A 24287-nucleotide genomic window follows, 5' to 3' on the forward strand; every position below is an offset into this window, starting at 1 on the left:
GAAGAGAATGGGGAACCGACGTTTCAGTCTTCGTTCGATACCGACTTTTTGACGGGTTGGCTCCGGCGTTCGTTCCGAAGTTGGAACCCGTCTGCTTCTTCGCGGGCGAGGAGTTCGCGCTGGGGGAACGGGATTTTGATTCCTTCGCGGTCGAACGCCAACTTGACGTTTCGGAGTACTTCGGCTTTTGCCCGCATTCGTCTCGGTGCCGATGGGTTCGTAATCCAAAACAGGAGTTGGAGGCCGATAGACGAGTCGTCGAACGCCTTCGGCATCACCTGTGGTTCCGGAACTTCCTCGACGAACTGGAGGTCGGTCAACGCTTCTTTTGCGACCGATTCGGCGTGGTCGAGTTCGGTTTCGTAATCGATTCCAACGTCGAGTCTGAGTCGGAGGCGATTGCGCTTCGTCCGGTTCGTAATCTTTGCGTTCGTCACCCGGTCGTTCGGGAAGACGACGGCTTCACCGTCGGCGTTGCTCAGGCGCGTGTTGATGATAGTGATGTCGGTGACGATGCCCTCTGCGTCGTCGATTTGCACCCAGTCACCGAGTTCGAACGGCCGGGAGAACATCAGGACGAATCCGGCGATGAGAGATCCGAGTGTCTGTCTGGCGGCCATACCGACGACGATGCCGAGGAATCCGGCACCGACGAGGAGGCCACCAATCTGGAACTGCCAGACGGTCAGCGTCGCCATCGTGACAGACAAGAGGACGACGACTTGCAGGACGCGGAAGGCGATTCCCTGCTGGTGGGCGTTGAAGTGGTCGGAGCTCTTCGCGTACTTGTCTAACTGCTCTTCGAGGATGTTGGTCCCGGCGATAGCCCCTGCAAAGAGCGTAAGCGTCAGCCCGATTTTCGCGAGGTTCGGAATCGCGACCGTGAGGATGGCGGCGACGTCGTCGGCGAGTCCGGTGAATCCCCACAGCAACAGCAACGAGAGACCGACACCGACGAAGATACCGGCTTGAAGCGTTCGCACGACGACAGTGGCAGGGAACATCCATGCCACGTCAGAGACGGCGTCAGGAACCTTCGGGTGTGCGAGGACGCGGTCGTTGAACTCTCTCCGTAGTCGCGAGACCAGGCGTGGTGCGAGAAACAGCGCGGCCCCCAGTGCCAACGTTACGAGCGCCGCCGAGATGCCAATTCGCTCTTCCGTCGAAACGAACTGTGCAAGCGTCGACCGAATTTCGTCGACCCATATCTGCATCGCCCTAGTGTCCCCCCATGTTCGCCATCGTACCAGTCAGTCGGGTGAGACAACAAAAACGTGACGGAGCGATACTCGATTCTGAGAATTAGTGAAGTTTCGAGTGTTCAGCGTCGACTACAACCGCTTCGACACGTACGGGCCATCCTGATAGTAGCCGAGTTTCTCCTTGTAGTACTGCCGAACGCCGATACCCGAGATGACGGAAATCTTGTCGAATCCGGCGTCACGAGAGAGTTCTTCGGCGTGGGCGAGCAGTTTGCGGCCGAAGCCTTTGTGCTGCCAGTCTCCGTGGTCGCCGATTCCGACCTCCGACCCGTAGACGTGCAGTTCGCGGACGAGCGCGGCGTTCTGGAGTTCGCGGCGCACCGGGTTGCCGGGGAACCGAAGCCGGCAGAACCCGATGAGCAGGTCCTCGACCGGGTCTTCGAACGAGATGAAGTGTTCCGTGCCGCCGGCGACTTCGTAGGTCATCACGTCGAGTTCGACGCGGTCCATCTCCGGGTTGGCCTCGTTCATCCCGACTTCGCGGGCGCGGATATCGCGGGGGACGATTCCCTTCTCTTCGGCACGCTGCTCGGCGAGTTGGCGGAGGTTCGACTTCCAGACGCCGGCGTCGATGAAGTCCGCCGGGATGTCGCGCTGGACACGCTGGAGGCGCGTGTACTTCGGAATCATACCCATGACTTCGGCGACGATATCGGCCGCTTCCTCGTTGTTCAGCGGTTCGTACTCGCCGCGACGCCACATGTCGTAGGTGATGGTGTCGCGGACGATGAGCGTCGGGTAGATTTTGAGATAGTCCGGCCGCCAGTCGCTGTTGTCGAACAGTTGGCGGAAGTCCTCCAGACACATCTCGCGCGTCATTCCCGGTTGGCCCGGCATCATGTGGAAGCCGACTTTGAACGCCGAGTCGCGGAGGCGACGGTTCGCGTCGATAGACGCCTGCACGCCGTGGCCACGGTGCATCTCGCGGTTGATGCGCTCGTAGGTCGTCTGGACGCCGACTTCGACTTTCGTCGCACCGAGGTCGAGCATCCGGTCTATCTGTTCGGGGTCGCACCAGTCGGGTTTGGTCTCGAACGTCGTCCCGATGTTGCGGATGTCGTTCGTCTCGTTCTCCGCGATGACGTCTTCGATGTATTTGAACTCGACATCCTCGGGGTCGGGTTTGAACGACTGGTTCTCTTTGGGTGCGGGTTCCTTCGAGAGGTCGTAGTCGTTCATCGCTTCGAGCGCTCGCTTGACGAACCACTCCTGATAGTCGTGGCTTCGAGCGGTCATCGTCCCGCCCATCAAGATGAGTTCGACCTTGTCGACCGGGTGGCCGATGTGTCGGAGTTGTTCGAGGCGGAGCGTCACCTGTCCGTAGGGGTCGTAGTCGTTCTGGACGCCTCGCGCGGCAGCAGGTTCGTGCCCAGTGTACGACTGCGACGACGAGAACTCACTCGCCGGGCCGCCGGGACAGTAGAGACACTTCCCGTGCGGGCACATGTGCGGCGAAGTCATGATGGCGACCGGTGAGACACCAGACGCTGTTCGGACGGGCTTGCGCCGAACGACTTCTTTGACCTCTTCGCGGCGGTCTTTCGGCGCGTGCTGAAGAATCTCGGTGTTCTTCGGTACCTTCGGTGAGGAGTGCTCGGAACATGCGTCGAGTTTGGCTGATTCGAGGTCGTCGCGGTCGACTTCGCCCGCGAGGATGCGCTCGACGAGCGCTTCGCAGGTCCGCTCGAACGCCTCGGATTCAGATTCGGCGCTCACGGACTCACCTCCCGGGTGGCGACGTGGTGACGGCTCATAGGCCCGAATCGGGTCGTTTCGTGGATAAGCGTGTCGCTCGGGAGTCTCGAAATCAGCCCTCCGTCGAGAACGAACGAGGAGGAGTCTGGATTGTCGCTTAGAACTGCTCTGCGGCGGCGGCGAGCACTGCTTCGAGTGCCTCGTCGCGTGCGCCCGAGAGGAACTCGATACGACCTTCGCGAATGCCAGCGGCAGCGAGGCCGGCAACAGGTGCCTTTTCGGCGGCGGACTCGACGACTGCGCGGAAGTCGAGTGCGCCCGTCGAACGCAGGTAGAGTTCGTCGGTACCGAGCGTGACGGTCACGAACTGGTCACCGTCGCGGGTGCGGCGGTGGAGTTCGTCGACGAGGAGTTCAGTCGGCGGGAAGTCGAATCGGTGACTGAAGGCGTCGGAGTCGAGGACTGCGACGGAGACACCGTCGATCTCACGGCGTTCGAGGTTCGCCTGCGCCGTCTCGATTTCAGCTTCGAGTTTGATGCGGAACTGTTCGGAGACGTGGCCAGCGAGCGCCTCGTCGGCATCGAACAGGAGGTCCGCGATGAGTTCGCGCTTGTCCTGATAGGACTGGTAGTAGGCTTCCAGTGCGATAGCTTCGCGGAGTTCGCGGACGAGGTCGGCGTCGAAGCCGTGGTCGGCGGCGAGGTCGAGGTACTGCTGTGGGCAGTTCTCCCAGTAGCTGACGGCGGGTAGGTGCGAGACGTCGTCGCGAACGTCCTCGTTGATTGCGGCGGCGAGCGTCGCGGCCAGTGCCCCGACCGAGAGGTCGCTGGCGTCGACACCTTCACGGGCCGGGTTGACGAGCACGTCGACTTCGTCGGCGACTTCGTCGTCTGCGGGCGCGGCGTCGACGACGACTCGCTCAGAGCCGTAGACACCGAGCAGGCCGAGACCGTCGAGCGATTCGGCGGTCGAACCCGCACCGAGGAGAAGCACGAGTGGGAGCTTCTCGTCGTGGCGGTCGCGGTCTTCGAGCATCCGCGTCACGTCGTTCGTGGCGGCGTCCATGCCGTAGACAGCCTCTTCGAGTGGACGGCGGGTGAAGTAGTGGTACTCGGCGTCGTCCCGGGGGTGTTCCGTGCGGATGAGCGGGAGCACGGCACGTTCGACGGCCGCACCGGCGACGTAGCCGTCTGCGGTCGCCGTGTGACGGACGACGATTGGGCGCGATTCGAGGACAGCACGGCGGATTGCCTCGGCGGCGTCGAGCAGCGACTTGCCGACGGAGGCGACCGGTTCGTGCTCGACGAGCGGTGCGATAGCGTCGGGACGTGCCTCGTCGGAGAGGGCGTCTGCGAGACGCTGCGAGACCGTCTCGGCCTCGTCGTCCTCGAGAATCGTCAGCTCTTCCGTCTCGATCTGGAGTTCGCCACGGCGGCGTTCGACTTCGCCGTCGATGCGGACGAAGTCGCCCACTTCGACGCCGGGGTAGGCGCGGACGCCCGCTTCGACGAAGGCGGCACAGTCGGCGACACCGGTCTCGTCGCGGAGTTCGAACACGGTCGGGCCGCCGGTCTGGCGGACACTCACGATTTCACCTTCGACGCGAACGAAGTTACCGACGTGGTTCTCGATGTCGTCGATGGCGACGCGTTCGAGTTCGACGGCCTCTTCGGCTTCTTCCTCGACAGACTCTTCCTCGACGGGTTCTGCTTCGACGAACTCGGATTCGGCTTCGACGGATGCGGACGTGTCGAGGTCGTCGACGACGTCTTTGGCGGTCGGGGCTCGACCCTCGGCAGACTCGTCGGCCGCAGTCGTCTGTTCGGGTTCGGCGGCCTGTTCGGGTTCGGCGGCCTGTTCGGGTTCGGCAGCCTGTTCGGGTTCGGCAGCCTGTTCTGATTCCTGCTCAGACTCGGATTCCGTCTCGGCGGATTCCGTGGCTGCACCGACAGGTTTCGTCTTCTTGCCCGCGACTGGCTTGGTCTTGATGACAGTCGACCCACCACGGCCACGGCCACGGTCTTTCTCGATCGGTTCGCCGTCGTGGTCGCCGTCGGGGTCGTGGATGCGTGCACCACGGAACTCCGATTCCGACTCTCGAATCGACCATCCGAGGTCGACGTTACCGTTGTCGCGAACGTTCTTGACCTGAACGAACACGTCGTCGCCGGGTTCCCATTCGAGGGATTCGAGACGGCGGTCGAGTTCGCTTCGGTGGAGCAATCCAGTGACGTTGGGTGCGAGGTCGACGAAGACACCGAAGTCGGCGTACCCGTCGACGGTGCCTTTGTAGAAACGGCCGGGAACGAGCTGGTGGGGACTATTGCCCCGGAACTCGAACCAGACGTCCTCCTCGTGCGTAATCCAATCCATTGGATTTAGCAAACAACCCCTAACTAAAACGATTGTCGAAAAGCGCTCAGCCTAGAAACACACGCGTACGACCGAAATTCTGTGCTCGGTGACGGGAAAATCTACGCCAACGAGAGCATCGCAGCGACGTTCGAAATCGCCCGAAACCCGCCGAAGGCGTAGCCAAAGACGATGCCAATCGGCACGGCAGTGGCGAGTGCTGCTTTGGCGAGCGACGTCTGATGAACTTCGCTGATACCGATAGTGAGTAGTGTGGCACCATATAGCACACAGACCAGTCGGAGACCCGGTATCGGAACGCTGGCGAGGGCACACGGTGCGACCGCGTAAGCGATGACCTGCACCGTCTCACTCACACCGGCCCGACGCGAGAGAAGCGGGATGAGGAGCGCCGTCTGAATCGCGGCCGTCAGATGGAGCAACGCTGGCGCGACGAACAGCGCGATGACGAGGAGCGCGACCACCGCAGAGACGACGGGACCACCTTCGATGGCGGGAATCGTCGCAGGAACGAACGCGTACTGGGAGCCCTGATAGACGAGCGCGACAGCGATAGCGAACAGGAGCCCCGGTGCCTGGTCGCCGGGGGCGACACCGTCGCGGAAGAACTGACGGGGGCGAACGAGGACGGCGACCCACGCGCGGAAGATGCCGGTGAGGCCCCGGTCACGGCCCTCTCGTGGGGATTCGACCCAAGTAGTCACGCTAGCCTCTAGTCACGCCGGAGTGTATGACAGTTCCGGCATCGGGCCTCGTAGGACTCTTCGGCACCGACGAGAATCGTCGGGTCGTCGACGTGCGCGGGTTCACCGTCGATGAGGCGCTGGTTCCGCGACGCCGGTTCGCCGCAGATAGTACAGATAGCCTGCAGTTTGTCGACGTACTCGGCGAGCGCCATCAGTTGCGGAAGGGGTTCGAACGGTTCGGCACGGAACGTCTGGTCGGTGCCCGAGACGACGACGCGCTTGCCGTCTGCTGCCAGTTGCTCGCACACGTCGACCAACTCGGTAGAGAAGAAGTTCGCTTCGTCGATGGCGACGACGTCCTCACCGTTGAGTTCATCGACGATTTGCCAGATGCCCTCGCCCTCTGACGGGACGATGCTCGCTTCCCACGAGCGCCCCGCGTGCGACCCAACCGTCGTCTCACCGTATCGGTCGTCGAGTGCGGGTTTGAAGACAGCAATCTCCTGTCCGGCGATTTCCGCCCGGCGGAGGCGTCGAAGTAGCTCTTCTGTCTTCCCCGAGAACATTGACCCAGAGATGACCTCGACCCATCCGCTCTGCGTGATGGCGTGCATATCTCACAAGGGAGACGAGGAGGGTCAAAACGATTGTTCATTTTCCGCGACCATCACGGATGGATGACAGTCAGTCGTGAGTGAACGATTTCAGTCGTCGGCACCGACGTTCTCGTCGCTCTCGAACGTCGATGGTTCGGGTTCGATGTTGGCGTACTGGACGGCGTCGCGTCCGAGACGCTCGATTCGCTTCCGCAGGTCGTCGTCTGTGAGTTCTTCGCCGTCGAACTGCGACGAGACACGCGGAATCGCGGCCTGGTGCGGAAGCACCCAGGCGTTCAGCGACCGACAGACAGACCGGAGATGGTCGAGCGCCGTCACGGGGAACGACCCGCCAGCGACGGCGAGGAGACCGACCGTCTTGTGGCTGAATTCGTCGAATCCACAGTAGTCGAGTGCGTTCTTGAGGACGCCCGAGTACGACCCGTGGTACACGGGCGTGCCGAGGATGACGGCGTCTGCGTTGTCGACTCTGCTGATGAGTTCGGCCGAATCGCCCTGTTCGTCGTAATCGGCGTCCAGCAGCGGGAGGTCGAACTCGCGTAGGTCGATGAGTTCGGTCGTCGCGCCGGCGGCCGCCGCGCCATCGAGGGCGTACTGGAGCGCCAACCGCGTGAAACTGTGGTCGCGGAGACTGCCGGTGATAGCGACCACGTGTGTCTGGTCCATGTGGACTCTCATCGGGTCGGGGGTAAAAACGGCGTCGGCCGACGGTACGAGTGTCGCACGGGCGCAACTGACACGACTCTCGCCGACCAATCTGGTGTATGAACGTCGTCTTTCACGTCTCCAGTGGTGCAGTCGGAGAAGTGCGTCATGCAACGAACAACGTCAATAATTTCCTCGGAGGCGGAACGACCGATCCCGCGTCGGTGACGCTCCTCGCGAACGGTGATTCGGTCTACTTCTTTACTGCCGACTCACCGCTCGCCGATAACGTCGAATCCCTCGTCGAAGCGGGTGTCCACTGTCGAGTCTGCCGGAACTCCATCACTGCCCGCGATATCGACGCCGACGAACTCGTCGATGGCATCGAACTCGTCCCGTCGGGCGTCCGGGAAGTTGTGAAGCGACAGGCAGCGGGTGACGCGTACGTGAAAGTGCCGTGAGTGGCCGCTGAGGCGGACGTTCCAATTTATTGGTCGATAGCTCGAAGTATCGGTATGAATAGCCGACAGCGGTTTGGATTGGCGTGGATATTCGTGCTTCTCTCGGTCGTCGTGAGCGCCGTCGCCGCACCAGACCTCCCTGCCCAACTCGTCTCCAACTGGGACGCGAGTGGCACGCCCAACGGGACGCTCCCGACGGGACTCGCACTTTGGCTCTTTCCCGCGCTGACGGCAGGTCTCCTCGTCGTGTTCGCGCTCATCCCTCGAATCGACCCACTGCGCGAGAACATCGCCGCGTTTCGTCCCTATTACGACTGGTTCGTCGTCATCTTCGCTGCGTACATGTTCGCTCTCCACACCGGAATCATCGCGTTCAACCTCGGCTACGAGTTCGACTTCACGGTGCTCGTTCTCGTCGCCGCCGCCGGGTTATTCTATTACAGTGGTGTCCTCGTCAGCCACGCCGAACCCAACTGGTTCGTCGGTATCCGCACTCCGTGGACGCTGAGTGACGAGACGGTCTGGACCAAAACCCATGCGCTCGGCGGGAAACTCTTCAAGGCCACCGCAGTGCTGACACTGGTCGGTCTCGCGTTCGGTGACTACGCACTCTACTTCCTCGTCGTCCCTGCACTCGTGACGGCCGTCACGACCATCGCGTACTCGTACTACCTGTACGAGCAAATCGGTCGAAACGGGGACTCGGGCTCTGAAACGCAGGTTTAACGCGACTACTGGAGGCGGGCGATGGTCTCGTCACCCTGTTCGTCGAACTCGACCAACCCGTCGTCCGCCAAGTCTGAGAGCAACCCACGAAGCCACTCCTCGCCGTTTTCGCCGCCGTAATCGACGCGGACTCGCGGTCCCAACTCGTCGAGCGATAACTCGTCGTACTCGCCGAGAACCCGAACCACGCGCCCGCGCATCTGCCGCCTGCTCCCTTCGAATTTCGGCTGTGTCGGCACGTCGGGAGCTGTGAAATCGCCCGTCTCGTAAGCGTGACAGAACTGTCGCCACGGACAGCCAGACTCGTCACAGGTCGGTGTCTTCCCGCAGGCGACGCCACCCAGTTCCATGATGGCGTTGTTCCAGACTCTCGACTGGCTGTCGGGCATGAGTTCCGACGCCGCCGACTCGAACGCCGCGTCGTCGTCGGGGACGGCGAACGCCCGGTGGAGGACGCGTTTGACGTTGGTATCGACGACTGCGTCGCCGTTGTTGAACGCGAAGGAGGCGACTGCGTTCGCGGTGTACGGGCCGACGCCCATGAGTTCCGAGAGGCCGTCTGGAGTCTGTGGATACTCGCCGTCGTGGTCCTCCACGACCTGTTGTGCGGCCTCGTGGAGGTACTTCGCCCGGTTATTGTAGCCGAGACTGTGGCTCGTCCAGAAAGCCACCACGTCGGCTCTGTCGGCGTCTGCGAGGTCCGCGACAGTGGGCCACTCCTCGAGGAACGCTTCCCACGCTTCGACGACTCGCCCGAGTTGCGTCTGCTGGCTCATCACTTCCGAGACGAGAATCTCGTAGGCATCGTCGGTACGCCGCCACGGGAAGTCTCGGTGGTCCGCTTCGTACCACTCGACCAGCGCCGTCTGGACAGCGTTGCGGTCGAGGTCAGAGGGAAGGACAGACTCCGCGTCGCTCATCGCCCGGGTTTGGGACGGGGCGCGTTTAGCCGTGGCGATGATGGACGGGAATCGTGGAAAATCTGGCCGGGCGTTATACGACGGCGTGCGAGAAACTCACCTCGTAGGTGTCGCCGTCGTACGACACGGGCCACTCCATATCGCTGAGTCGCTCGTCCTCGGGGACCGCTTCCAATCGGTCTTTGAGGTCACCGAATCCCTCCGAAAGCGGTTCGCACTCGTGGACCGCTTCGTCGATGGCGCGTTCGAACACGTCTCGCTCGGCCGCTGAGAGACCGTCGAGCGAGACGACGAACTGTTCTCGGACGAACGAGACGAACGCCGCCTGGTCGTCGGCTATCGTTTCGAGCGTGTATCTGTACGTCACTTCCTCGACAGTCTCGGTTCCGCCGACGGTCACTTCGAGTGGTCGCCCGTCGTACTGAATCCAGACCGTTCCGGCGTCTCGCAATCGCGAGTCTGTGCCGTCAGGGTAGACGTACTCGTAGCCACCAACCGAGAACCCACGTGGGTCGCCACCCCGCTTCAGTTTCTCCGGGTACGCACTGAGAAACGCCTCCTGGTCGGCCTCGGGAAGGTCGTCGAGCGAGAAGACAGTCGCGTCGTCGGACGGCGTCGTCTCTCGGTCGTACTCGATGCTGACCACGTGGGCGGTGCGTTCTCGCGTCGCCGTCTGCTCGCGTTCGACGCGGTAGTACGTCCCTTCGTGTTCGATGTAGATTCCCTCCCGTACTGGTGGACTGTGATACGTCGTATACGTGGCCGCACCTTCGCTGGCGGCAGTCGAAATGAGTTGGTTTGCCGTCTCTTCGTACTGGAAGGAGGGTTCTTCGGTCGCAAAATCGGCTAGTTCGGCGTCTGTGAGTTCCCTCACGGAGAGGGTGTAACTCGACGGACAGCCGCCGAAGGAGGGTACTGCGGAACACCCTGCCAGCACGGAGGAACCGGCAGCGACACTACCAAGGAGGGCCCGGCGAGAGAGTGTCGGGGGCATATCATGTTCTACCTACATCGCCCATATATGTCTTCTGTGGGTGTTAGGATGGTGGACGAACGTGCCCTTACATCACCGAGACGACTGGGCAGTTGACCGTCGCTGCACCCGAGGCGAGTATCTCTGCGCTGGTCGCCGAGTCGAGGTCAGAGACACTGTCGAATTCGGCGTTGTCGTAGATACTCACGAACCACAGTGGTGAGTATCCCGTGTCGCCCGGCACCGTGGCGACGACGTTGTGGGTCTGGTCGCTGCCCTCTTCGGTCATGAATCCGGAGGCCGGTCCACCGCCGTCCTCGCCGGGGTTCACGTTGAACGCGACGTAAATGGGCGACAGCGGGACGTTTCCGCCACTCAGCGTGAGCGATGCCTCGGTGAACTGGAAGTAGGACACGACTTTGCCCTGGTACCAGCCTTCGACGAGGCCAGCGTCTTCGTCGCCGTAGCGCATCGTGGCAGTCGAGCCATCCGGAACGACTGGGCAGTTCACGAGGATGTCGGTCGGTTCCATCTCGTAGCCTGCCGAGCCGATATCAGCCAGACTCGACACGGTGTTCGCCTCGTAATCTTCGGGGACGGTCACCTTGTGGACGTGCCAGAAGTCGTTGTAGCCGTCGTCGCCCGGAATCACGTCGATGACGTTGAGTTGTCCCTCGACCGGGGTGTCTTCGCCCTCGCGGAAGAGCGCGTAGATTGGTGCCGGCGTCGTGGACTGAACGTCGAAGTTGTAGTAGCGGACGATTTCGCCGTCTGGGCCGAGGCCCTGCGTGATGAACGGGCCCTGGTCGAAGTCGACCGCTTCGTCAGGTTCAGGGAGCCCGTTTTCGTCGGTCCGAACCATCAGCGTCCCTGCCGCGTCGCTGAACCGGTCGATCTCTGCTCTCGGTGCAGACATCGGGTCGGCCGGCGTGGAGTCATCCATCATCTCTTCGTCGGTCATCTCACCATCCGTCATCTCCTCGTCGGTCATCCCGTCGTCAGCCATCTCTTCGGTCGTCGTCGTGTCGGCACCGCTGCCGGTCGTTCCCGTACAACCTGCGAGAAGCGTCGTTCCAGCCAATCCTGCGGCGACGAGGAACCGTCGTCGCGTCGTGTGTTGTGACATCGTCGAGAGAGAAGAGTCCGCCACGACGGATAGCGATTTTTTCAGTTCTGACCGCAGTTCAGACAGAATCGGTACGCACTCTCTATCGACTCTCTACCAAATTCGGCTCCGAACTCGTCGTGAGGCGCCCCCGATGAACCGACCAGTCCACGCTCGGTCGAAACGCGTATCCCCCTGACGAACCCATCGCCGGGCGATGACACTCGACGAACTCTCAGACGACGTGCAAGCCGCGTACAGCGACCTCGGCTCCGACCTCGAGGTCTCACTCGACCGCGAGACACGCCACGAACTCGCGATGCTCGTCGCACTCTACGACACCGACGACGTGAGCGAACTCGTCCGACGTGGAATCCACGCGCTCTTTCAGTCGGAACTCGACCGGGGGAAACTCGACTTCCACTTCCGGCAGGGCTACGACGTCACCTACGACGAGTATCTCGCCGGCATGACCTACGACGAGATGACCGGGCAGGCGCAGGCACCGCCGCGAGACGACGTTCGGCGCTACCAGATGTGAGCGCCGCCCGGAACGGCCGACCATGAGCACCGCTCGTCGTGACCGACCGTTAGCGTCGCTCGTCGCGACCGGCCATGAGCGCCGACCGGAACGGCCGCCTCAGCGTATCTCGATTTCGACCGCCACGTCTCCAGTTCTGACGTAGCGAGTGGGGTCGTCCGCGACCACCTCGAACGTCCGCAGGAGTATGACCAGTCGTTGGTCTCCGATTGTCGCCCGCAGGACGACGCCCTCAGCAGTCACGACGACGTACGGCGGGGCGGCCACTGGCGGTGCCGCCATCGGCCACCCAGTTGCAGTCACCGCGTCGGCGAGCGCACGCGGGAGGCTCGAAAGCGCTCCCGACCCGTCGAGAGCGTGGGCGAACGGCGGGACGACTCGGTCACGGTCCGTAACGGAGTCGCCGTCCCACTCGGCGGCGACGGCGTCTGCACACTGCCCGACGACGGTCAAGAGTCGTTCGTGGTCCTCGCGGAGCACTCGCTCAGCCTCGTCGATGACCGCCGAAGTGGGTGGCGTCCCGTCTGTCACAGGTCGGGGTGGGGTCGCCATCGGATATAAATCTCCGTGCGTCCCGCGAGACGGCCGGGTCCGACAACGGCCGTCCCTTGCCATCGGTCCCGGACGATTTTTCCCGTCGCACACCCCGAATAGAGACATGGAACTCGCAGACATCGAGGAACTCATCGAGTCGAACATCGAAGACGCCGACGCGACTGTCTCTCGTCCCCGTTCGTACGACGAGAACCACGAAGACGACCACTACGCAGCGCTGGTCATCTCACCCGCTTTCGAAGGGAAGTCGCTCGTTCAGCAGCACCAACTCGTCTACGACGCGCTCGGAGACCACATGACGACGGATATCCACGCGATGGAGCTCAAGACCTACACGCCAGCGGAGTACGAAGCGCTCGAAAAGTAGCCGAAAAACGAGACGTTCTGCCGAGAGACCGACTTCAGACCTGCTGGTCGGGTTCGGAGAGTTCTGCGTCTTCGAGCGAGCGATTCTGGAGCACGTCTCCAGTCTCGGCGTCGAAGATGTGAACCGCGTCTTCGGGAATCTGTACGTTCACCGTCTCACCGCTCTCGACCTGTCGCATTCCGCCGATGGTGGCGACGAATCGCGTGTCGTCGAACTGGAGATAGACGGCGTTCTCGTTGCCCATCGGTTCGACCACGTCGACGGTTGCCTCGTAGGTGTGGTCGCCACTGTCGTCCGTGACGAGTTCGATATCCTCCGGGCGAATGCCGAGCGTCACGCGTTCGACGTCGCCGATTGCAGACTGCGTCGATTCGGATATCGGATACGAGAAGGCCTCGTGGACGAGCGAGTCGCCCTGTACGTCCATCTCGAAGAAGTTCATCGACGGTTCGCCGATGAATCCCGCAACGAAGCGGTTTGCCGGGCGATGATACGCCTCCAGCGGGGTCGCAACCTGCTGGAGTTTGCCGCCGTCTAAGATGGCGATTCGGTCGCCCATCGTCATCGCCTCCGTCTGGTCGTGCGTGACGTAGACGGTGGTGACGCCAAGGTCCTCCTGTAATCGCTGGAGTTCCGTCCGCATCTGCGAGCGGAGTTTGGCGTCGAGGTTCGACAGCGGTTCGTCCATGAGGAACACTTTCGGGTCGCGGACGATGGCGCGCCCGAGGGCGACACGCTGCTGTTGCCCGCCGGAGAGTTCGCCGGGTTTTCGGTCCAAGAGCTCCGAGATATCGAGCATCTCGGCCGTCTCTTCGACCGTTTCTCGGATGTCGGCGGCGGGAAGGTCGGTCGATTCTTCCAGTCCGAACGACATGTTCTCGCGGACGGTCATGTGCGGGTAGAGCGCGTACGACTGGAACACCATGGCGATGTCGCGCTCTTTCGGGCGCTTTCCACGGAGTGAGGTTCCGTCAATTCGGATTTCGCCGTCCGAGACGGACTCTAACCCCGCAATCATCCGCAAGGTGGTCGATTTTCCGCACCCTGATGGGCCGACGAGGACGAGGAACTCGCCGTCGTCGATATCTAACGAGACGCCGTCGACAGCGACGACGTCGTCGTCGAACCGCTTCGTCACCGAATCGAGTGTGAGTTGAGCCATTTACGTTTCACCTGCGACGCCTTTTGCGAACTGTTCGCCGAAGAGGACGTAGATGACGAGCGTCGGCAGCGCCGCGAGGAACGCACCCGCCATCTGCACGTTGTACTGTTGAACCATCGACCCTTTCAGCGTGTTGAGCGCGATGGTAATCGGTGCGTTCGACGGGTCGCTCACGAGCACCAGCGCGAACAACAGGTCGTTCCAGATATTCGTGAACTGGTAGATGAGCGCCACCGCGAACATCGGTTTCGAGAGTGGCAAGACGATTTTGCGGTAGATTCGCGCCGGTGTCGCACCGTCGAGCCGCGCTGCTTCGAGCATCTCTCTGTCGAGCGAGAGATAGTAGCCACGGAAGAGGACGGTACAGATGGGGATCCCGTAGGCCGTGTGCGTCACCGCGAGTTCGACGAGACCAGCACGGTCTGCCAACGCCCTGAACACACCCGGAAGGAGCGGAAGGAACGAGATCGCGCCCGCCATCGACGTGAACAGATTCGCGATGTCGACCATCGCCCAGAATCGAGTCAGCGGAACCAACACGGACTGGTAGGGGATGAACACGCCGGCGACGAAGAGGACGAGCACGCCGACCTGATATCGCCAGTCGAGATTCGTCATTCCGTAGGCCGCCATCGACCCGAGGAACGCCGAGAACACGGCTGCCGGAACCGTAAACAGGAGACTGTTGACGAGTCCCGGTCCGAGTCGGTCGAACGCTTCCATCCACGGTTGCAGGGTGAACCCGTCTATCGGCGGGGGTGAAAACGGCGACGTGCTGAAGAAGACGTTCTGCGTCTTGAACGCCGTCATCAACCCCGTCTCCAGCGGTGCGAGATAGAAGCCAATCATCACGACGAGCGTCGCGTAGACGCTCACTCGGCGAAGATTCACGTCTTCGAGTGAGTTCGTGCTCATAGCTCACCTCGCTGGTACTGGCGGTAGAGATACGGTGCGATGACGCCCAGCGCCATCAGGAACAGCACGGTCGCGATACCGGACCCGTACGCCCAGTTGGTGGACATGAACGCCTCGCGGAACATCATCACCGAGAGGATATCCGTCGATGGACCGGGGTTCGGTCCGAACATCACGAACAGGAAGTCGAACGCCTTGAGCGCGAACACCATCAACACGACGGCGGCGCTCGTCGTCGACGACCGGAGTTGTGGGATGATGACGCGCCAGTACATTCGGGCCGTCGATGCGCCATCGGTTCGGGCCGCTTCGTACTGTTCTGTCGGAATCGCCTGCAACCCGGCGAGGTAGACGACCATCGCGTACCCCGAGAACTGCCACATCAGCGCGAAGATGACCGACGCCAGTTTGAACCGTGGGTCTGAAAGCCACGCCTGCGTGAGTGCGCCGAGGCCGACTGCTCTGAGCGTCTCGTTGATGAGTCCGATTCGCGGGTTGTACATCCACGACCAGAAGATGGCCGTGACGACGAACGAGAGACTCATCGGCAACAGGTAGATGGTTCGGAAAGCGTTCTCGAACCGGACACCCTGGTCGACGAGGATTGCCAGCAGCAAGCCCAACACCAGCGTGATGACCGTGAAGGCGATGAGCAGTGCGACGGTGTTGCGCGTCGCCGCGAAGAAATTCGACCCGGGTTCGAGCAACTCGTTGAACATCCGACTGTACATCGAGAGGTCGAAGTTGGCGTACTCCGGTTGCCCGAGTCCCTCCCAGTCGGTCAGCGAGATGACGGCGTTCCACGCGACTGCGCCGTAGACGAACAGACCCATGAGAAGCGCCGCCGGACCCCAGAACGGAATCGAACGGACGAACTCGCTGTCGAGGAACGACTGCACGTCGAACGAACGACCACTCGTCACTTCGGTGTCGGCAGTTCCACCGTCTGCTCTGAGGGAGTCGCCGTCCGCAGCGCTGTCGTTGTCGGAACGTTCGCCGTGGTCACCGCCCAACACACCGAAAAGAATGCTCTTCATGTGCGTTCTCTAGACGTCGAACGAGTTTTGCAGGTCCTCGTACGTACCGTCGACGTCGTACGATTCGAGGAACGCCGCGAACGCACCTTCGATGTTACTCTTAATTTCCGGCCGGACTGCCGTCCCGTGGGCGATGGTCGGCGGTTGCTGGTCGGAGTTGCTGAAGTCTTCACTCTGGGCTTGCAGGAACGGCCCGAAGGCGTCCATCGAGACGTCCGTGCGCGGTGGAATCGAGCCCTTCCTCGTGTTGAACCGCTCCTGCGCGTCCGTCGTCCCACAGTAGGTGAGGAACTTTTCGGTCGCGTCGGGCGATGGGTTGTTCGTCGGGAAGACGAACGAGTCCATCACGAGCGAGTAGACACCGCTCGTTCCGGGGAACGCGACGTTGCCCCAGTCGGAGTCGTACTCGAAGTCGTCTGCGGCATTGTACTGACCTGCCGCCCAGTCACCCTGATGGATGAACGCGGCGTTGCCTTCGACGACCTGCGAGTTACCCTGGTCCCACGAGATAGACCCGGCGTCCTCTGGGAAGTAGTCGCTGTACTCGACGAGACGTTCGAGTGCGCTCTTGACCTCGCTTTCGACGCTGGCAACGTCGCCGCTGGTGAAGGTATTGAACGCTTCGACGCCCGCTTCGCCGATGAGAATGGTCTCCCATAGCTGGACCGTGGACCACGGCGACTGCGTCTGGTGGGCCATCGGCACCGCGTCCGTCTCGGACGCGACGGTTTCGAGGGCGCTCGTCAGGTCGCTCGGCGTCTCGATGCTGGACGGGTCGACGCCCGCGCTCTCGACGACCGAGACGTTGTAAAAGAGGTTGTTGAGTCGGTGGATGTTGATGGGGACGGAGACGAAGTTGTCGGTGCCGCCCATCGCTGCCTCCTTCACACCGTCGAGGTAGGCGTTCTGCATGTCGTTCTGGCTCCAGACGCTGTCCGTGATGTTTTCGAGCAGGTCAGCGTCCGTGTAGGGGAAGAGCGCCTTCCCCGGCCAAATCTGGAACGTCGACGGTGGATTCTGATTCAGGACACGGTTCTTGATGACCGTGTCGAGTGCGCTCCCTGCACCACCGGGTGCCGGGTTGTTCTCCACCGTGACGTCCGGGTACTCCTCCTGGAACCCTTCGAGGAGGGCGTTGAGCGCCTCCTGTTCGCCACCGGCCGTCCACCAGTGGACGATTTCCAACGTCTCTCCGCCACCGCCGCCGCCGGATTCGGTCGTGGTGTCGGTGTCGCCATCGGAGGTGTCTTCGGTGGTCGTTCCCTCTCCGCCACCGCCTCCACCGCCGCCGATACAGCCGGCGACTCCGGTGATACCCACCGCTCCTGTTGCACCTGCGGCCTTCAAAATCGTCCGTCTCGTGACGTTTTCTGGGGATTTTCGTGTCATAATGTGTCGACCACCTGCTACGATATAGTTAATCTGCTTGCAAACTTAAATGTTGTCTGTATTTACACGATATCGAGTACTGAATCTCAGGCAGGAGTTCGGCGAAAAATGCGTAGAGAGTGGATGTGCACCGCGTTTTATGCCGACCTGCCCACAGACCGAGGACAGCAGTTTCGACTTATAAATTCGAAACACGGGCGGCAATCGAGAGACATGTTTCTTCCGGTGGACCTCAGTCGGTGACTCGCTACCGATGGCTTTTACGCGACTGTCTGCGTCGTCTCGGCCATGAGCGATGATTACCGAATCGAACGGGATAGTCTCGGAGAGATGGAGGTTCCTGTCGACGCCTACTGGGGTGCACAAACCCAACGCGCAGTCGAGAACTTCCCTATCTCGGGAATTACGTTCGGCCGCCGATTCGTCCGCGCACTTGGTGTCGTAAAGAAGGCGGCCGCACAGGCCAACCGCGACCTCGGCATGATCGACGACGACGTCGCCGAGGCAATCGTCGACGCGGCAGACGAGGTCATCGCTGGCGACCTCGACGACCAGTTCCCGGTCGACGTCTTCCAGACCGGTTCTGGTACCTCGTCGAACATGAACGCCAACGAAGTCATCGCCAACCGCGCTGCCGAACTCATGGGCAAAGAGATCGGCGACCGTACCGTTCACCCGAACGACCACGTCAACTTCGGCCAGTCCTCGAACGACGTGATTCCGACCGCGATGCACGTCTCCGCGCTCGAAGCAGTCGAGAAAGACCTCCTTCCCGCACTGGAGACGCTCGCCGACGCCCTCGGCGACAAAGAAGAAGCCTTCGACGGTGTCGTCAAGACAGGCCGGACGCACCTGCAGGACGCCACGCCCGTCCGTCTCGGACAGGAGTTCGGTGGCTACCGGACGCAGGTCGAAAAGGGCATCCGCCGCGTCGAGAACGTCCGCGAGCACCTCGGCGAACTCGCGCTCGGCGGCACCGCCGTCGGAACGGGACTCAACACTCACCCCGAATTCCCCGCGAAGGCCGCCGAATACATGACCGAAGAGACCGGCGTCGAGTTCCGCGAGGCCGACAACCACTTCGAAGCGCAGGCCGCCCACGATGCGATGGCTGAGGCACACGGCGCGCTTCGCACCGTCGCTGGCTCGCTCAACAAGATTGCGAACGACCTTCGACTGCTCGCGTCCGGTCCGCGAAACGGGCTGGGTGAGATCGAACAGCCCGAAAACCAGCCCGGGTCGTCGATTATGCCCGGCAAAATCAACCCGGTCGTCGCGGAAGCGGTCAATCAGGTCCACAAGCAGGTCGTCGGTAACGACGCCGCCGTCGCCGCGGGCGCGTCCGAGGGCCAAATCGACCTCAACCTCTACAAACCCGTCCTCGCGCACAACTTCCTCGAATCGGCCAAACTCCTCACGAACGCGTCTGAAGTGTTCGCCGAGCGCTTCGTCGCCAAACTCGAAGCCAACGAAGCACACTGCGCCGAACAGGTCGAACAGTCGATGGCGCTGGCGACGGCGCTCAACCCGGCTATCGGCTACGACAAAGCCTCGAAGGTCGCCAAGCAAGCGCTCGCAGACGGGAAGACGGTCCGTCAGGTCGCCGTCGACGAAGGCTACCTCACCGAAGCAGAGGCCGACGAAGTCCTCGACCCCGAGAAGATGACCCACCGCGGCATCCTCGGCAACGACTGAACGCGACACGACTGACTACTATTCTTTTTTTGCAGTTTTTGGCGCGAGCAGTCCATCCACCCGGTGTCAGTTTCGGGACTGGTCATTCGCTTGTTTAGGCCGTTCGAGCGTTGTTTTTACTCGGTGTGCAGTAGCAATCGCCACCCCGCGTCTCCGTGTCAGTCATGAGCGAGGCATGAACTGTCACGAATTCTCGAAAATCGGTATTTTGAAGCTTGAATTGTGCGTTTATACGGGTATGGCCGGACTGCAAGAGCAGCGGGCCCGCGGGCGAGACATGTTGGAGTGTCGAGGTTGTGGGGCCGTATTCCCGGAGGGACGAGCGACGAACGATGGGTGGACGTACGTCTGTCCCGAATGTGAGCAGGTCGAAGGCATCGGTGAAGGCCTCCGCCGACTGTAACTGACGCGGAACGCACCGACCGCAGACTGAATCCTTTTTTACTCCCCCCGAACCGAAGGAGTACCAATGAGCGAGTACGACTACGAGGACCTTGGTCTCGTCGCGGGACTCGAGATTCACCAGCAACTCGACACCGCGACGAAACTGTTCTGTGGGTGTCCCACAGAACTTCGGGAACCCGACGACGCAGCGCGAACGTTCACGCGATTCCTGCACCCGACGAAGAGCGAGCTTGGCGAACTCGACGACGCCGCCCTCGAAGAGAGTCGCGTCGACCGCGAGTTCGAATATCTCGCCTACGACACGACCTGTCTGGTCGAAGAGGACGACGAACCGCCGCACCGCCTCGACAGCGAGGCACGGACCGTTGTGATGCAAATCGCGTCGCTCCTCGACATGAACGTCGTCGACCAGGCGCACGTCATGCGCAAACTCGTCATCGACGGGTCGAACACCTCCGGCTTCCAGCGGACCACCCTCATCGCACAGGAGGGCGAGATTCAGACGAGCGACGGTCCCGTCTCTATCGTGGACCTGATGCTCGAAGAGGAATCCGCCCAGCGCGTCGAAGAACGCGGCGACGACGTGCTCTTCAGCCTCGACCGTCTCGGCATCCCGCTGGTCGAAATCGGGACCGGTCCGGACATCTCCTCTCCTGAACAGGCACGCGAAGCAGCACAAACCATCGGGATGCTCCTGCGTTCGACTGGAAAGGTCAAACGCGGCCTCGGCACTATCCGGCAGGACGTGAACGTCTCCATCGCGGAGGGCGCACGCGTCGAAATCAAGGGTGTGCAGGCGCTCGACCAGATCGACGAAATCGTTCGGTTCGAAGTCGGGCGACAGGCCGAACTCGTCGAGATTCGCGACGAACTCCAGTCCCGAGACGCTGCCGTCGGTGACGTGACCGACGTGACCGGCGTCTTCGAAGACACCGAGTCGGGCGTCATCCGCGGCGCACTCGACAGTGGAGGAAAAGTCATGGGCGTCAAACTCGCCGGCTTCGACGGACTCGTCGGCCGCGAACTCCAGCCCGACCGCCGCCTCGGAACCGAGTTCTCCGACCACGCCAAGCGCCACGGCGCGGGCGGCATCTTCCACACGGACGAACTCCCGGCGTACGGCGTCACCGAAGCCGAAGTCGACGCGCTCCGCGAGGCAGTCGGTGCCGGTCCCGACGACGCTGTCGCCATCGTCGCGGACGACCCCGAAACCGCCGACCTCGCTATCGATGCGGTTGCACAACGCGCAGAAGTCGCCATCGAGGAAGTCCCCGAAGAGACGCGCGGTGCCAACGACGACGGGACGACGCGCTACCTCCGTCCGCTCCCCGGTGCGGCCCGCATGTACCCCGAGACGGACGTTATCCCGGTCGAACTCGACCCGAGCGACGTGGAGACGCCCGAACTGTTGACCGAGAAGGTCGACCGCTATCAGGCCGAGTTCGGCCTCGACGCCGGCCTCGCAGAACAGGTTGCATACGGTCGCAAGATGCCCCTATTCGAGCAGGCAATCGACGAGGGAATCGACTCCACGTTCGCGGCGGGCTTGCTGGAATCGACGCTCACCGAACTCCGCCGTGACGACGTTGCCGTCGAGAATCTCTCTGACGACCACCTCCTCGCCGTCATGCACCTCGTCGAAGACGGTGACCTCGCCAAAGAGGGCGTCAACGACGTGCTCTCGACCATCGCCGACAACCCGGAGCTCTCGGCCGACGAAGCGGTCGAAGAAGCGGGTCTCTCCGGCGTCTCTGACGACGAAGTCCGCGAGGCAATCGCGGAGGTCGTCGAGCGCAACGCCGAACAGGTCGAAGAACAGGGTATGGGCGCGTTCTCCGCGCTCATGGGCGAAGCGATGGGCGCACTCCGCGGCAAGGCCGACGGCGGCGTCGTGAGCGACGTGCTCCGCGAAGAGATTCAAAAGCGGGCCTGATTACGCGACACGTTCGACGAGGCGACTGGCCTTCATCCCGCTGAAAATCGAAAGAATCCAACGCCCACGGAGATATTTGACAATTATTTGTCCAGAAATCTACGACTGTCTGAGATTTCATGACAGGTCTATAATTTCTCATCTCACCAATACTGTCCGGGGAAATTGGTAATATGACTACTCCAGAAATCACCCGACGAACAGCCCTGCGACTAACCGGTGGACTTCTCGCACTCGGTGCGATGAGTGGGACTGCAACCGCCAGAGACCACCACTACGGGAATGGAAACGGCATCGGAGCGTTCCTGAACGCGAAAGCACAGGGTAAAGACAGCCCGATTTGGACCTCCGGCATCGCGAACATGAAGCGCAAAGACGTGGTCGAAGTCGACGTGGGGGTGATGACCTCTCTCAACCTCCCAGACGAATTCCTCCCACCGGGTGTCGAAGGTCCTGACGAGGGACCGTTCAAATTCGGACCCGAAGCGATTCTGGTCTCAGCGGGAACGACTGTCAGGTGGGTGTGGACTGGAAACCCGTTTGCGTTCTTCGACCCGAACAACCCGTGGCCCCACAACGTGGTCTCACTCGAGATGGACAACGGGGGACCCCTGTTCGAAGGACCGTTCCAGGGGACTGGAACCTACGAATACACCTTCGACGAACCCGGAACCTACCTCTACTACTGCGCCCCACACGGGTACCCGTACGAGGACGACAGCGGGTTCGAACTCAACCTCCTTGGAATGCGCGGGGCAGTCATCGTGACTCGCCGGTAATCTCCCGTCTCTTCTTTTGCCCACGTCCGGCCCACACGCGCCGAGCGACGTACTCGATTCCTGTGACCAACAGGACGATGGCGACGAACATCGGCCCGAAAAAGACGAACATCCCCAGCGCATCGGACTCACCGCGGACGTGGAGGAACGCCCACCAGACGAGTTCCGTCACGCCGAAGAGTCCGATGAGTGGGACGACGAGGCCGTATCGGGCGTACAACCGCGCAGTACCGTAGACGAATCCAGCGAGCAAGAGGAACGAGAAGACGAGGATTCCTGCTGTCGCGAGCAGGTTTTCGGTAAATCCCGTGTCGCGCATAGCATCGGTCACGACTCTCGCGGCGGCCCAGACTGCGAGTGTCGCGGTCGCGTAGCCGACACCGACAACTGCAGGAAGAAGTCGGTCGCGGGCGATTCGCTCTCGATACACATACGCGACGCCGACGAGAACGAGACCGACAGCAGACGCAAACGCGTGGGTCAGAATCTGACTGCCAAGCACTGGGTCGGGTGTTCCAGGCATCTCACTGCACCTCGATTCGGGTCGCAGCCCTGTTGGCAATCGCAGTGAGTCGTTCCACGCGTTCGTCGGTCGAAGGGTGCGTCGAGAGCATCTCCGAGACGGGGTCGTCCATCTCGACTTCGCCGTAAACCCACAGCGGCGACATCCCCCATCGGGGTTGTGCCGCACGCTCCAGTTTCCTGAGCGCCGATGCGAGTGCCATCGGGTTCCCCGTCACTGCAGCGGCACGGGCGTCGGCAGCGAACTCTCGTTTTCGTGACTGCGTGCGGATGTAGACTGTAAACCCAAAGCCGAGGAAACCGACGACAGTGTCCAATGCAAGGCGAATTCGCCCCGGAACCGTCCGATGCCACTCTCTGGGTTGTCCACGAATCCACGCCGTCCCCAGCGCAATCCCCGTCGCGAAGAACGTCACCGGCGAGACGAAGAGATAGCCGATGCCGACCAGCGTCTGCCCCATGCTCGCCACGAGCGATTGCGAGAGGCCGTCTTTGCGTTCGAGATGAGCGAGTTCGTGCGCCAGCAACGCCTCGAATTCGTCCACGTCGAGGAGGCGAAACAAGGCGACGTCGAGGACGATAACGTCGCGGCCGAGTGGGTCGAGCGCCATCGCGTTGGGGGTAGTGAATCGAGCGAGTTTCAACGAGGGTGGGTCAATGCCAATCTCTTCTGAGAGCCGGTCGAGAAGACGGTAAACCGCAGGCGATTCGTCCCGCGACAGGTCACGGGCCTCCAGACGGCCGAGCAGCTGGAGCGTTCCCACCCGGAAGCTCACGTAGCCGAGGACGACGACGACGGCCGTCCCGACGAGCGCGCCCGTCACGGGGTCTGGGCGGAGACGCCACAGCGTCACCACTGCAAACGCGCTCAGTGCGCTGAGGAGAAGGTACGAGACGAGGACCGCGAGACCGATGAGGACCATCGGTCCGCGAGACCTGCGGGGAGTCGGGCCCATTCGGAGAGAGATACGCTCGCGAGTCCCAAACCGTTATCGGGCGTCTCGGTTGCTGCCACCGCTACATTCTCGACACACGCGGTCGAAGCAGGGGTCATGCGATTCTTCGAAGACCTCTCGGTCGGTGACATCCACGAGTACGGTGCGTACGAAGTGACCGAAGACGAGATTCTGGAGTTTGCCGAGCAGTACGACCCGCAATGGTTCCACACCGACCCCGAACGCGCCGACGCGGAGTCGATGTACGGCGGCGTCATCGCCAGCGGATGGCACACGACTGCGATGACGATGCGACTGAACGTCGATGGATTTCTCGAAGATTTGGCCGCGCTCGGCGCGAAAGGCGTCGACGAACTTCGGTGGTGGAAACCGGTCTATCCGGGCGACACCCTCAGTATCGAAAACGAAGTCCTGGACAAGACGGTCGAAACCGACGACCGGGGGCTCGCGAGACTCCAGACGACGACCTACGCAGAACGGGCGTCTGGCGACACAGAGAAGGTCTGTTCGTTCATCGGACTCATGATGGTCGCACGACGGCCCGAGGAGTGAACGAGGCGACGGTCC

At 61.9% G+C, this 24287-nt stretch carries 25 protein-coding genes; 9 read left to right on the forward strand and 16 right to left on the reverse strand.

All coding sequences use genetic code 11. The annotated features are described in order from the left end of the window. Window positions 1–23: 23 nt before the first annotated feature. The 6 genes from ACK3SC_RS15795 to ACK3SC_RS15820 form a co-directional block, all read right to left on the reverse strand. A complete protein-coding gene (locus tag ACK3SC_RS15795; protein WP_416841154.1) occupies window positions 24–1214 on the reverse strand; it encodes a mechanosensitive ion channel family protein in 1191 nt (396 codons plus the stop codon). A gap of 117 nt (window positions 1215–1331) precedes the next feature. Continuing rightward, the gene (locus tag ACK3SC_RS15800) at window positions 1332–2978 is read right to left on the reverse strand and encodes a tRNA uridine(34) 5-carboxymethylaminomethyl modification radical SAM/GNAT enzyme Elp3 (RefSeq protein ID WP_416841155.1); all 1647 of its coding nucleotides are present in this window, start codon (window positions 2976–2978) and stop codon (window positions 1332–1334) included. A 136-nt stretch (window positions 2979–3114) separates the two neighbouring features. Continuing rightward, the gene (locus ACK3SC_RS15805) at window positions 3115–5331 is read right to left on the reverse strand and encodes a DHH family phosphoesterase (protein WP_416841156.1); all 2217 of its coding nucleotides are present in this window, start codon (window positions 5329–5331) and stop codon (window positions 3115–3117) included. A gap of 101 nt (window positions 5332–5432) precedes the next feature. Continuing rightward, on the reverse strand, window positions 5433–6035 hold the full coding sequence (locus ACK3SC_RS15810; RefSeq protein WP_416841157.1) for a YIP1 family protein: 603 nt from the start codon (window positions 6033–6035) through the stop codon (window positions 5433–5435). Between the two features lie 8 nt (window positions 6036–6043). After that, entirely contained in the window at window positions 6044–6631 is a 588-nt protein-coding gene (locus tag ACK3SC_RS15815; RefSeq protein WP_416841158.1) for a thymidine kinase, read from the reverse strand. A gap of 90 nt (window positions 6632–6721) precedes the next feature. Further along, window positions 6722–7300, reverse strand: a complete 579-nt coding sequence (locus tag ACK3SC_RS15820; protein ID WP_416841159.1) for an NADPH-dependent FMN reductase — start codon at window positions 7298–7300, stop codon at window positions 6722–6724. A 98-nt stretch (window positions 7301–7398) separates the two neighbouring features. Between ACK3SC_RS15820 and ACK3SC_RS15825 the strand changes: the two genes are divergently transcribed. Together ACK3SC_RS15825 and ACK3SC_RS15830 are read left to right on the forward strand one after the other, a co-directional pair. Next, the gene (locus ACK3SC_RS15825; protein ID WP_416841160.1) at window positions 7399–7740 is read left to right on the forward strand and encodes a DsrE family protein; all 342 of its coding nucleotides are present in this window, start codon (window positions 7399–7401) and stop codon (window positions 7738–7740) included. Between the two features lie 54 nt (window positions 7741–7794). Next, window positions 7795–8466 (forward strand): SdpI family protein, encoded by a 672-nt coding sequence (locus tag ACK3SC_RS15830; protein ID WP_416841161.1) that lies wholly within the window; start codon window positions 7795–7797, stop codon window positions 8464–8466. A 5-nt stretch (window positions 8467–8471) separates the two neighbouring features. Here ACK3SC_RS15830 and ACK3SC_RS15835 read toward each other — a convergent pair whose 3' ends face one another. The 3 genes from ACK3SC_RS15835 to ACK3SC_RS15845 all read right to left on the reverse strand — a co-directional run bounded on the left by ACK3SC_RS15835 (window position 8472) and on the right by ACK3SC_RS15845 (window position 11485). Beyond that, window positions 8472–9386, reverse strand: a complete 915-nt coding sequence (locus ACK3SC_RS15835) for an A/G-specific adenine glycosylase (protein ID WP_416841162.1) — start codon at window positions 9384–9386, stop codon at window positions 8472–8474. Window positions 9387–9459: 73 nt separating this feature from the next. Continuing rightward, window positions 9460–10380 carry a hypothetical protein gene (locus ACK3SC_RS15840; RefSeq protein WP_416841163.1) on the reverse strand — a complete coding sequence of 307 codons (921 nt, stop codon included), beginning with the start codon at window positions 10378–10380 and terminating at the stop codon, window positions 9460–9462. Between the two features lie 67 nt (window positions 10381–10447). Next, window positions 10448–11485: a hypothetical protein gene (locus ACK3SC_RS15845; protein WP_416841164.1), complete on the reverse strand. Its 1038-nt coding sequence runs from the start codon at window positions 11483–11485 to the stop codon at window positions 10448–10450. 196 nt (window positions 11486–11681) lie between these two features. Between ACK3SC_RS15845 and ACK3SC_RS15850 the strand changes: the two genes are divergently transcribed. After that, the gene (locus ACK3SC_RS15850; RefSeq protein WP_416841165.1) at window positions 11682–12005 is read left to right on the forward strand and encodes a hypothetical protein; all 324 of its coding nucleotides are present in this window, start codon (window positions 11682–11684) and stop codon (window positions 12003–12005) included. A 99-nt stretch (window positions 12006–12104) separates the two neighbouring features. Here the strand turns inward: ACK3SC_RS15850 and ACK3SC_RS15855 are convergent, their stop codons facing one another. Beyond that, window positions 12105–12536 carry a hypothetical protein gene (locus ACK3SC_RS15855; RefSeq protein ID WP_416841244.1) on the reverse strand — a complete coding sequence of 144 codons (432 nt, stop codon included), beginning with the start codon at window positions 12534–12536 and terminating at the stop codon, window positions 12105–12107. A gap of 127 nt (window positions 12537–12663) precedes the next feature. Between ACK3SC_RS15855 and ACK3SC_RS15860 the strand changes: the two genes are divergently transcribed. Next, on the forward strand, window positions 12664–12927 hold the full coding sequence (locus ACK3SC_RS15860; RefSeq protein WP_416841166.1) for a BolA family protein: 264 nt from the start codon (window positions 12664–12666) through the stop codon (window positions 12925–12927). Window positions 12928–12961: 34 nt separating this feature from the next. Here ACK3SC_RS15860 and ACK3SC_RS15865 read toward each other — a convergent pair whose 3' ends face one another. The 4 genes from ACK3SC_RS15865 to ACK3SC_RS15880 are packed head-to-tail and all read right to left on the reverse strand — an operon-like array spanning window position 12962 to window position 17430. Then, window positions 12962–14089: an ABC transporter ATP-binding protein gene (locus ACK3SC_RS15865; RefSeq protein WP_416841167.1), complete on the reverse strand. Its 1128-nt coding sequence runs from the start codon at window positions 14087–14089 to the stop codon at window positions 12962–12964. Next, a complete protein-coding gene (locus ACK3SC_RS15870; protein WP_416841168.1) occupies window positions 14090–15004 on the reverse strand; it encodes a carbohydrate ABC transporter permease in 915 nt (304 codons plus the stop codon). Continuing rightward, window positions 15001–16041, reverse strand: coding sequence for a carbohydrate ABC transporter permease (locus ACK3SC_RS15875; RefSeq protein ID WP_416841169.1), 1041 nt, complete (start codon window positions 16039–16041; stop codon window positions 15001–15003). Before ACK3SC_RS15875 ends, ACK3SC_RS15870 begins: the two co-directional genes overlap by 4 nt. A 9-nt stretch (window positions 16042–16050) precedes the next feature. Next, a complete protein-coding gene (locus tag ACK3SC_RS15880; RefSeq protein WP_416841170.1) occupies window positions 16051–17430 on the reverse strand; it encodes an ABC transporter substrate-binding protein in 1380 nt (459 codons plus the stop codon). Between the two features lie 288 nt (window positions 17431–17718). On the opposite strand from ACK3SC_RS15880, the gene ACK3SC_RS15885 reads away from it, so the two are divergent. From ACK3SC_RS15885 to ACK3SC_RS15900, 4 genes are all read left to right on the forward strand, one after another. Then, window positions 17719–19125, forward strand: coding sequence for a class II fumarate hydratase (locus ACK3SC_RS15885; RefSeq protein ID WP_416841171.1), 1407 nt, complete (start codon window positions 17719–17721; stop codon window positions 19123–19125). Between the two features lie 238 nt (window positions 19126–19363). Continuing rightward, window positions 19364–19528, forward strand: a complete 165-nt coding sequence (locus ACK3SC_RS15890; RefSeq protein WP_191965854.1) for an HVO_2901 family zinc finger protein — start codon at window positions 19364–19366, stop codon at window positions 19526–19528. A gap of 66 nt (window positions 19529–19594) precedes the next feature. Continuing rightward, window positions 19595–21463: a Glu-tRNA(Gln) amidotransferase subunit GatE gene (gene gatE / locus ACK3SC_RS15895; protein ID WP_416841172.1), complete on the forward strand. Its 1869-nt coding sequence runs from the start codon at window positions 19595–19597 to the stop codon at window positions 21461–21463. 173 nt (window positions 21464–21636) lie between these two features. Further along, on the forward strand, window positions 21637–22242 hold the full coding sequence (locus tag ACK3SC_RS15900; protein ID WP_416841173.1) for a plastocyanin/azurin family copper-binding protein: 606 nt from the start codon (window positions 21637–21639) through the stop codon (window positions 22240–22242). Here ACK3SC_RS15900 and ACK3SC_RS15905 read toward each other — a convergent pair. Both ACK3SC_RS15905 and ACK3SC_RS15910 read right to left on the reverse strand, forming a co-directional pair. After that, a complete protein-coding gene (locus ACK3SC_RS15905) occupies window positions 22223–22765 on the reverse strand; it encodes a hypothetical protein (protein ID WP_416841174.1) in 543 nt (180 codons plus the stop codon). The two genes, ACK3SC_RS15900 and ACK3SC_RS15905, sit on opposite strands and share 20 nt — an antisense overlap. Window position 22766: 1 nt before the next feature. Next, window positions 22767–23687 carry a M48 family metallopeptidase gene (locus tag ACK3SC_RS15910; protein ID WP_416841175.1) on the reverse strand — a complete coding sequence of 307 codons (921 nt, stop codon included), beginning with the start codon at window positions 23685–23687 and terminating at the stop codon, window positions 22767–22769. Window positions 23688–23816: 129 nt separating this feature from the next. Between ACK3SC_RS15910 and ACK3SC_RS15915 the strand changes: the two genes are divergently transcribed. Continuing rightward, the gene (locus ACK3SC_RS15915; RefSeq protein ID WP_416841176.1) at window positions 23817–24272 is read left to right on the forward strand and encodes a MaoC family dehydratase; all 456 of its coding nucleotides are present in this window, start codon (window positions 23817–23819) and stop codon (window positions 24270–24272) included. Window positions 24273–24287: the final 15 nt, after the last annotated feature.

Origin of the sequence: Haloferax sp. DFSO52, assembly GCF_048158745.1 — an archaeon.
Classification (GTDB): Archaea; Halobacteriota; Halobacteria; order Halobacteriales; family Haloferacaceae; genus Haloferax.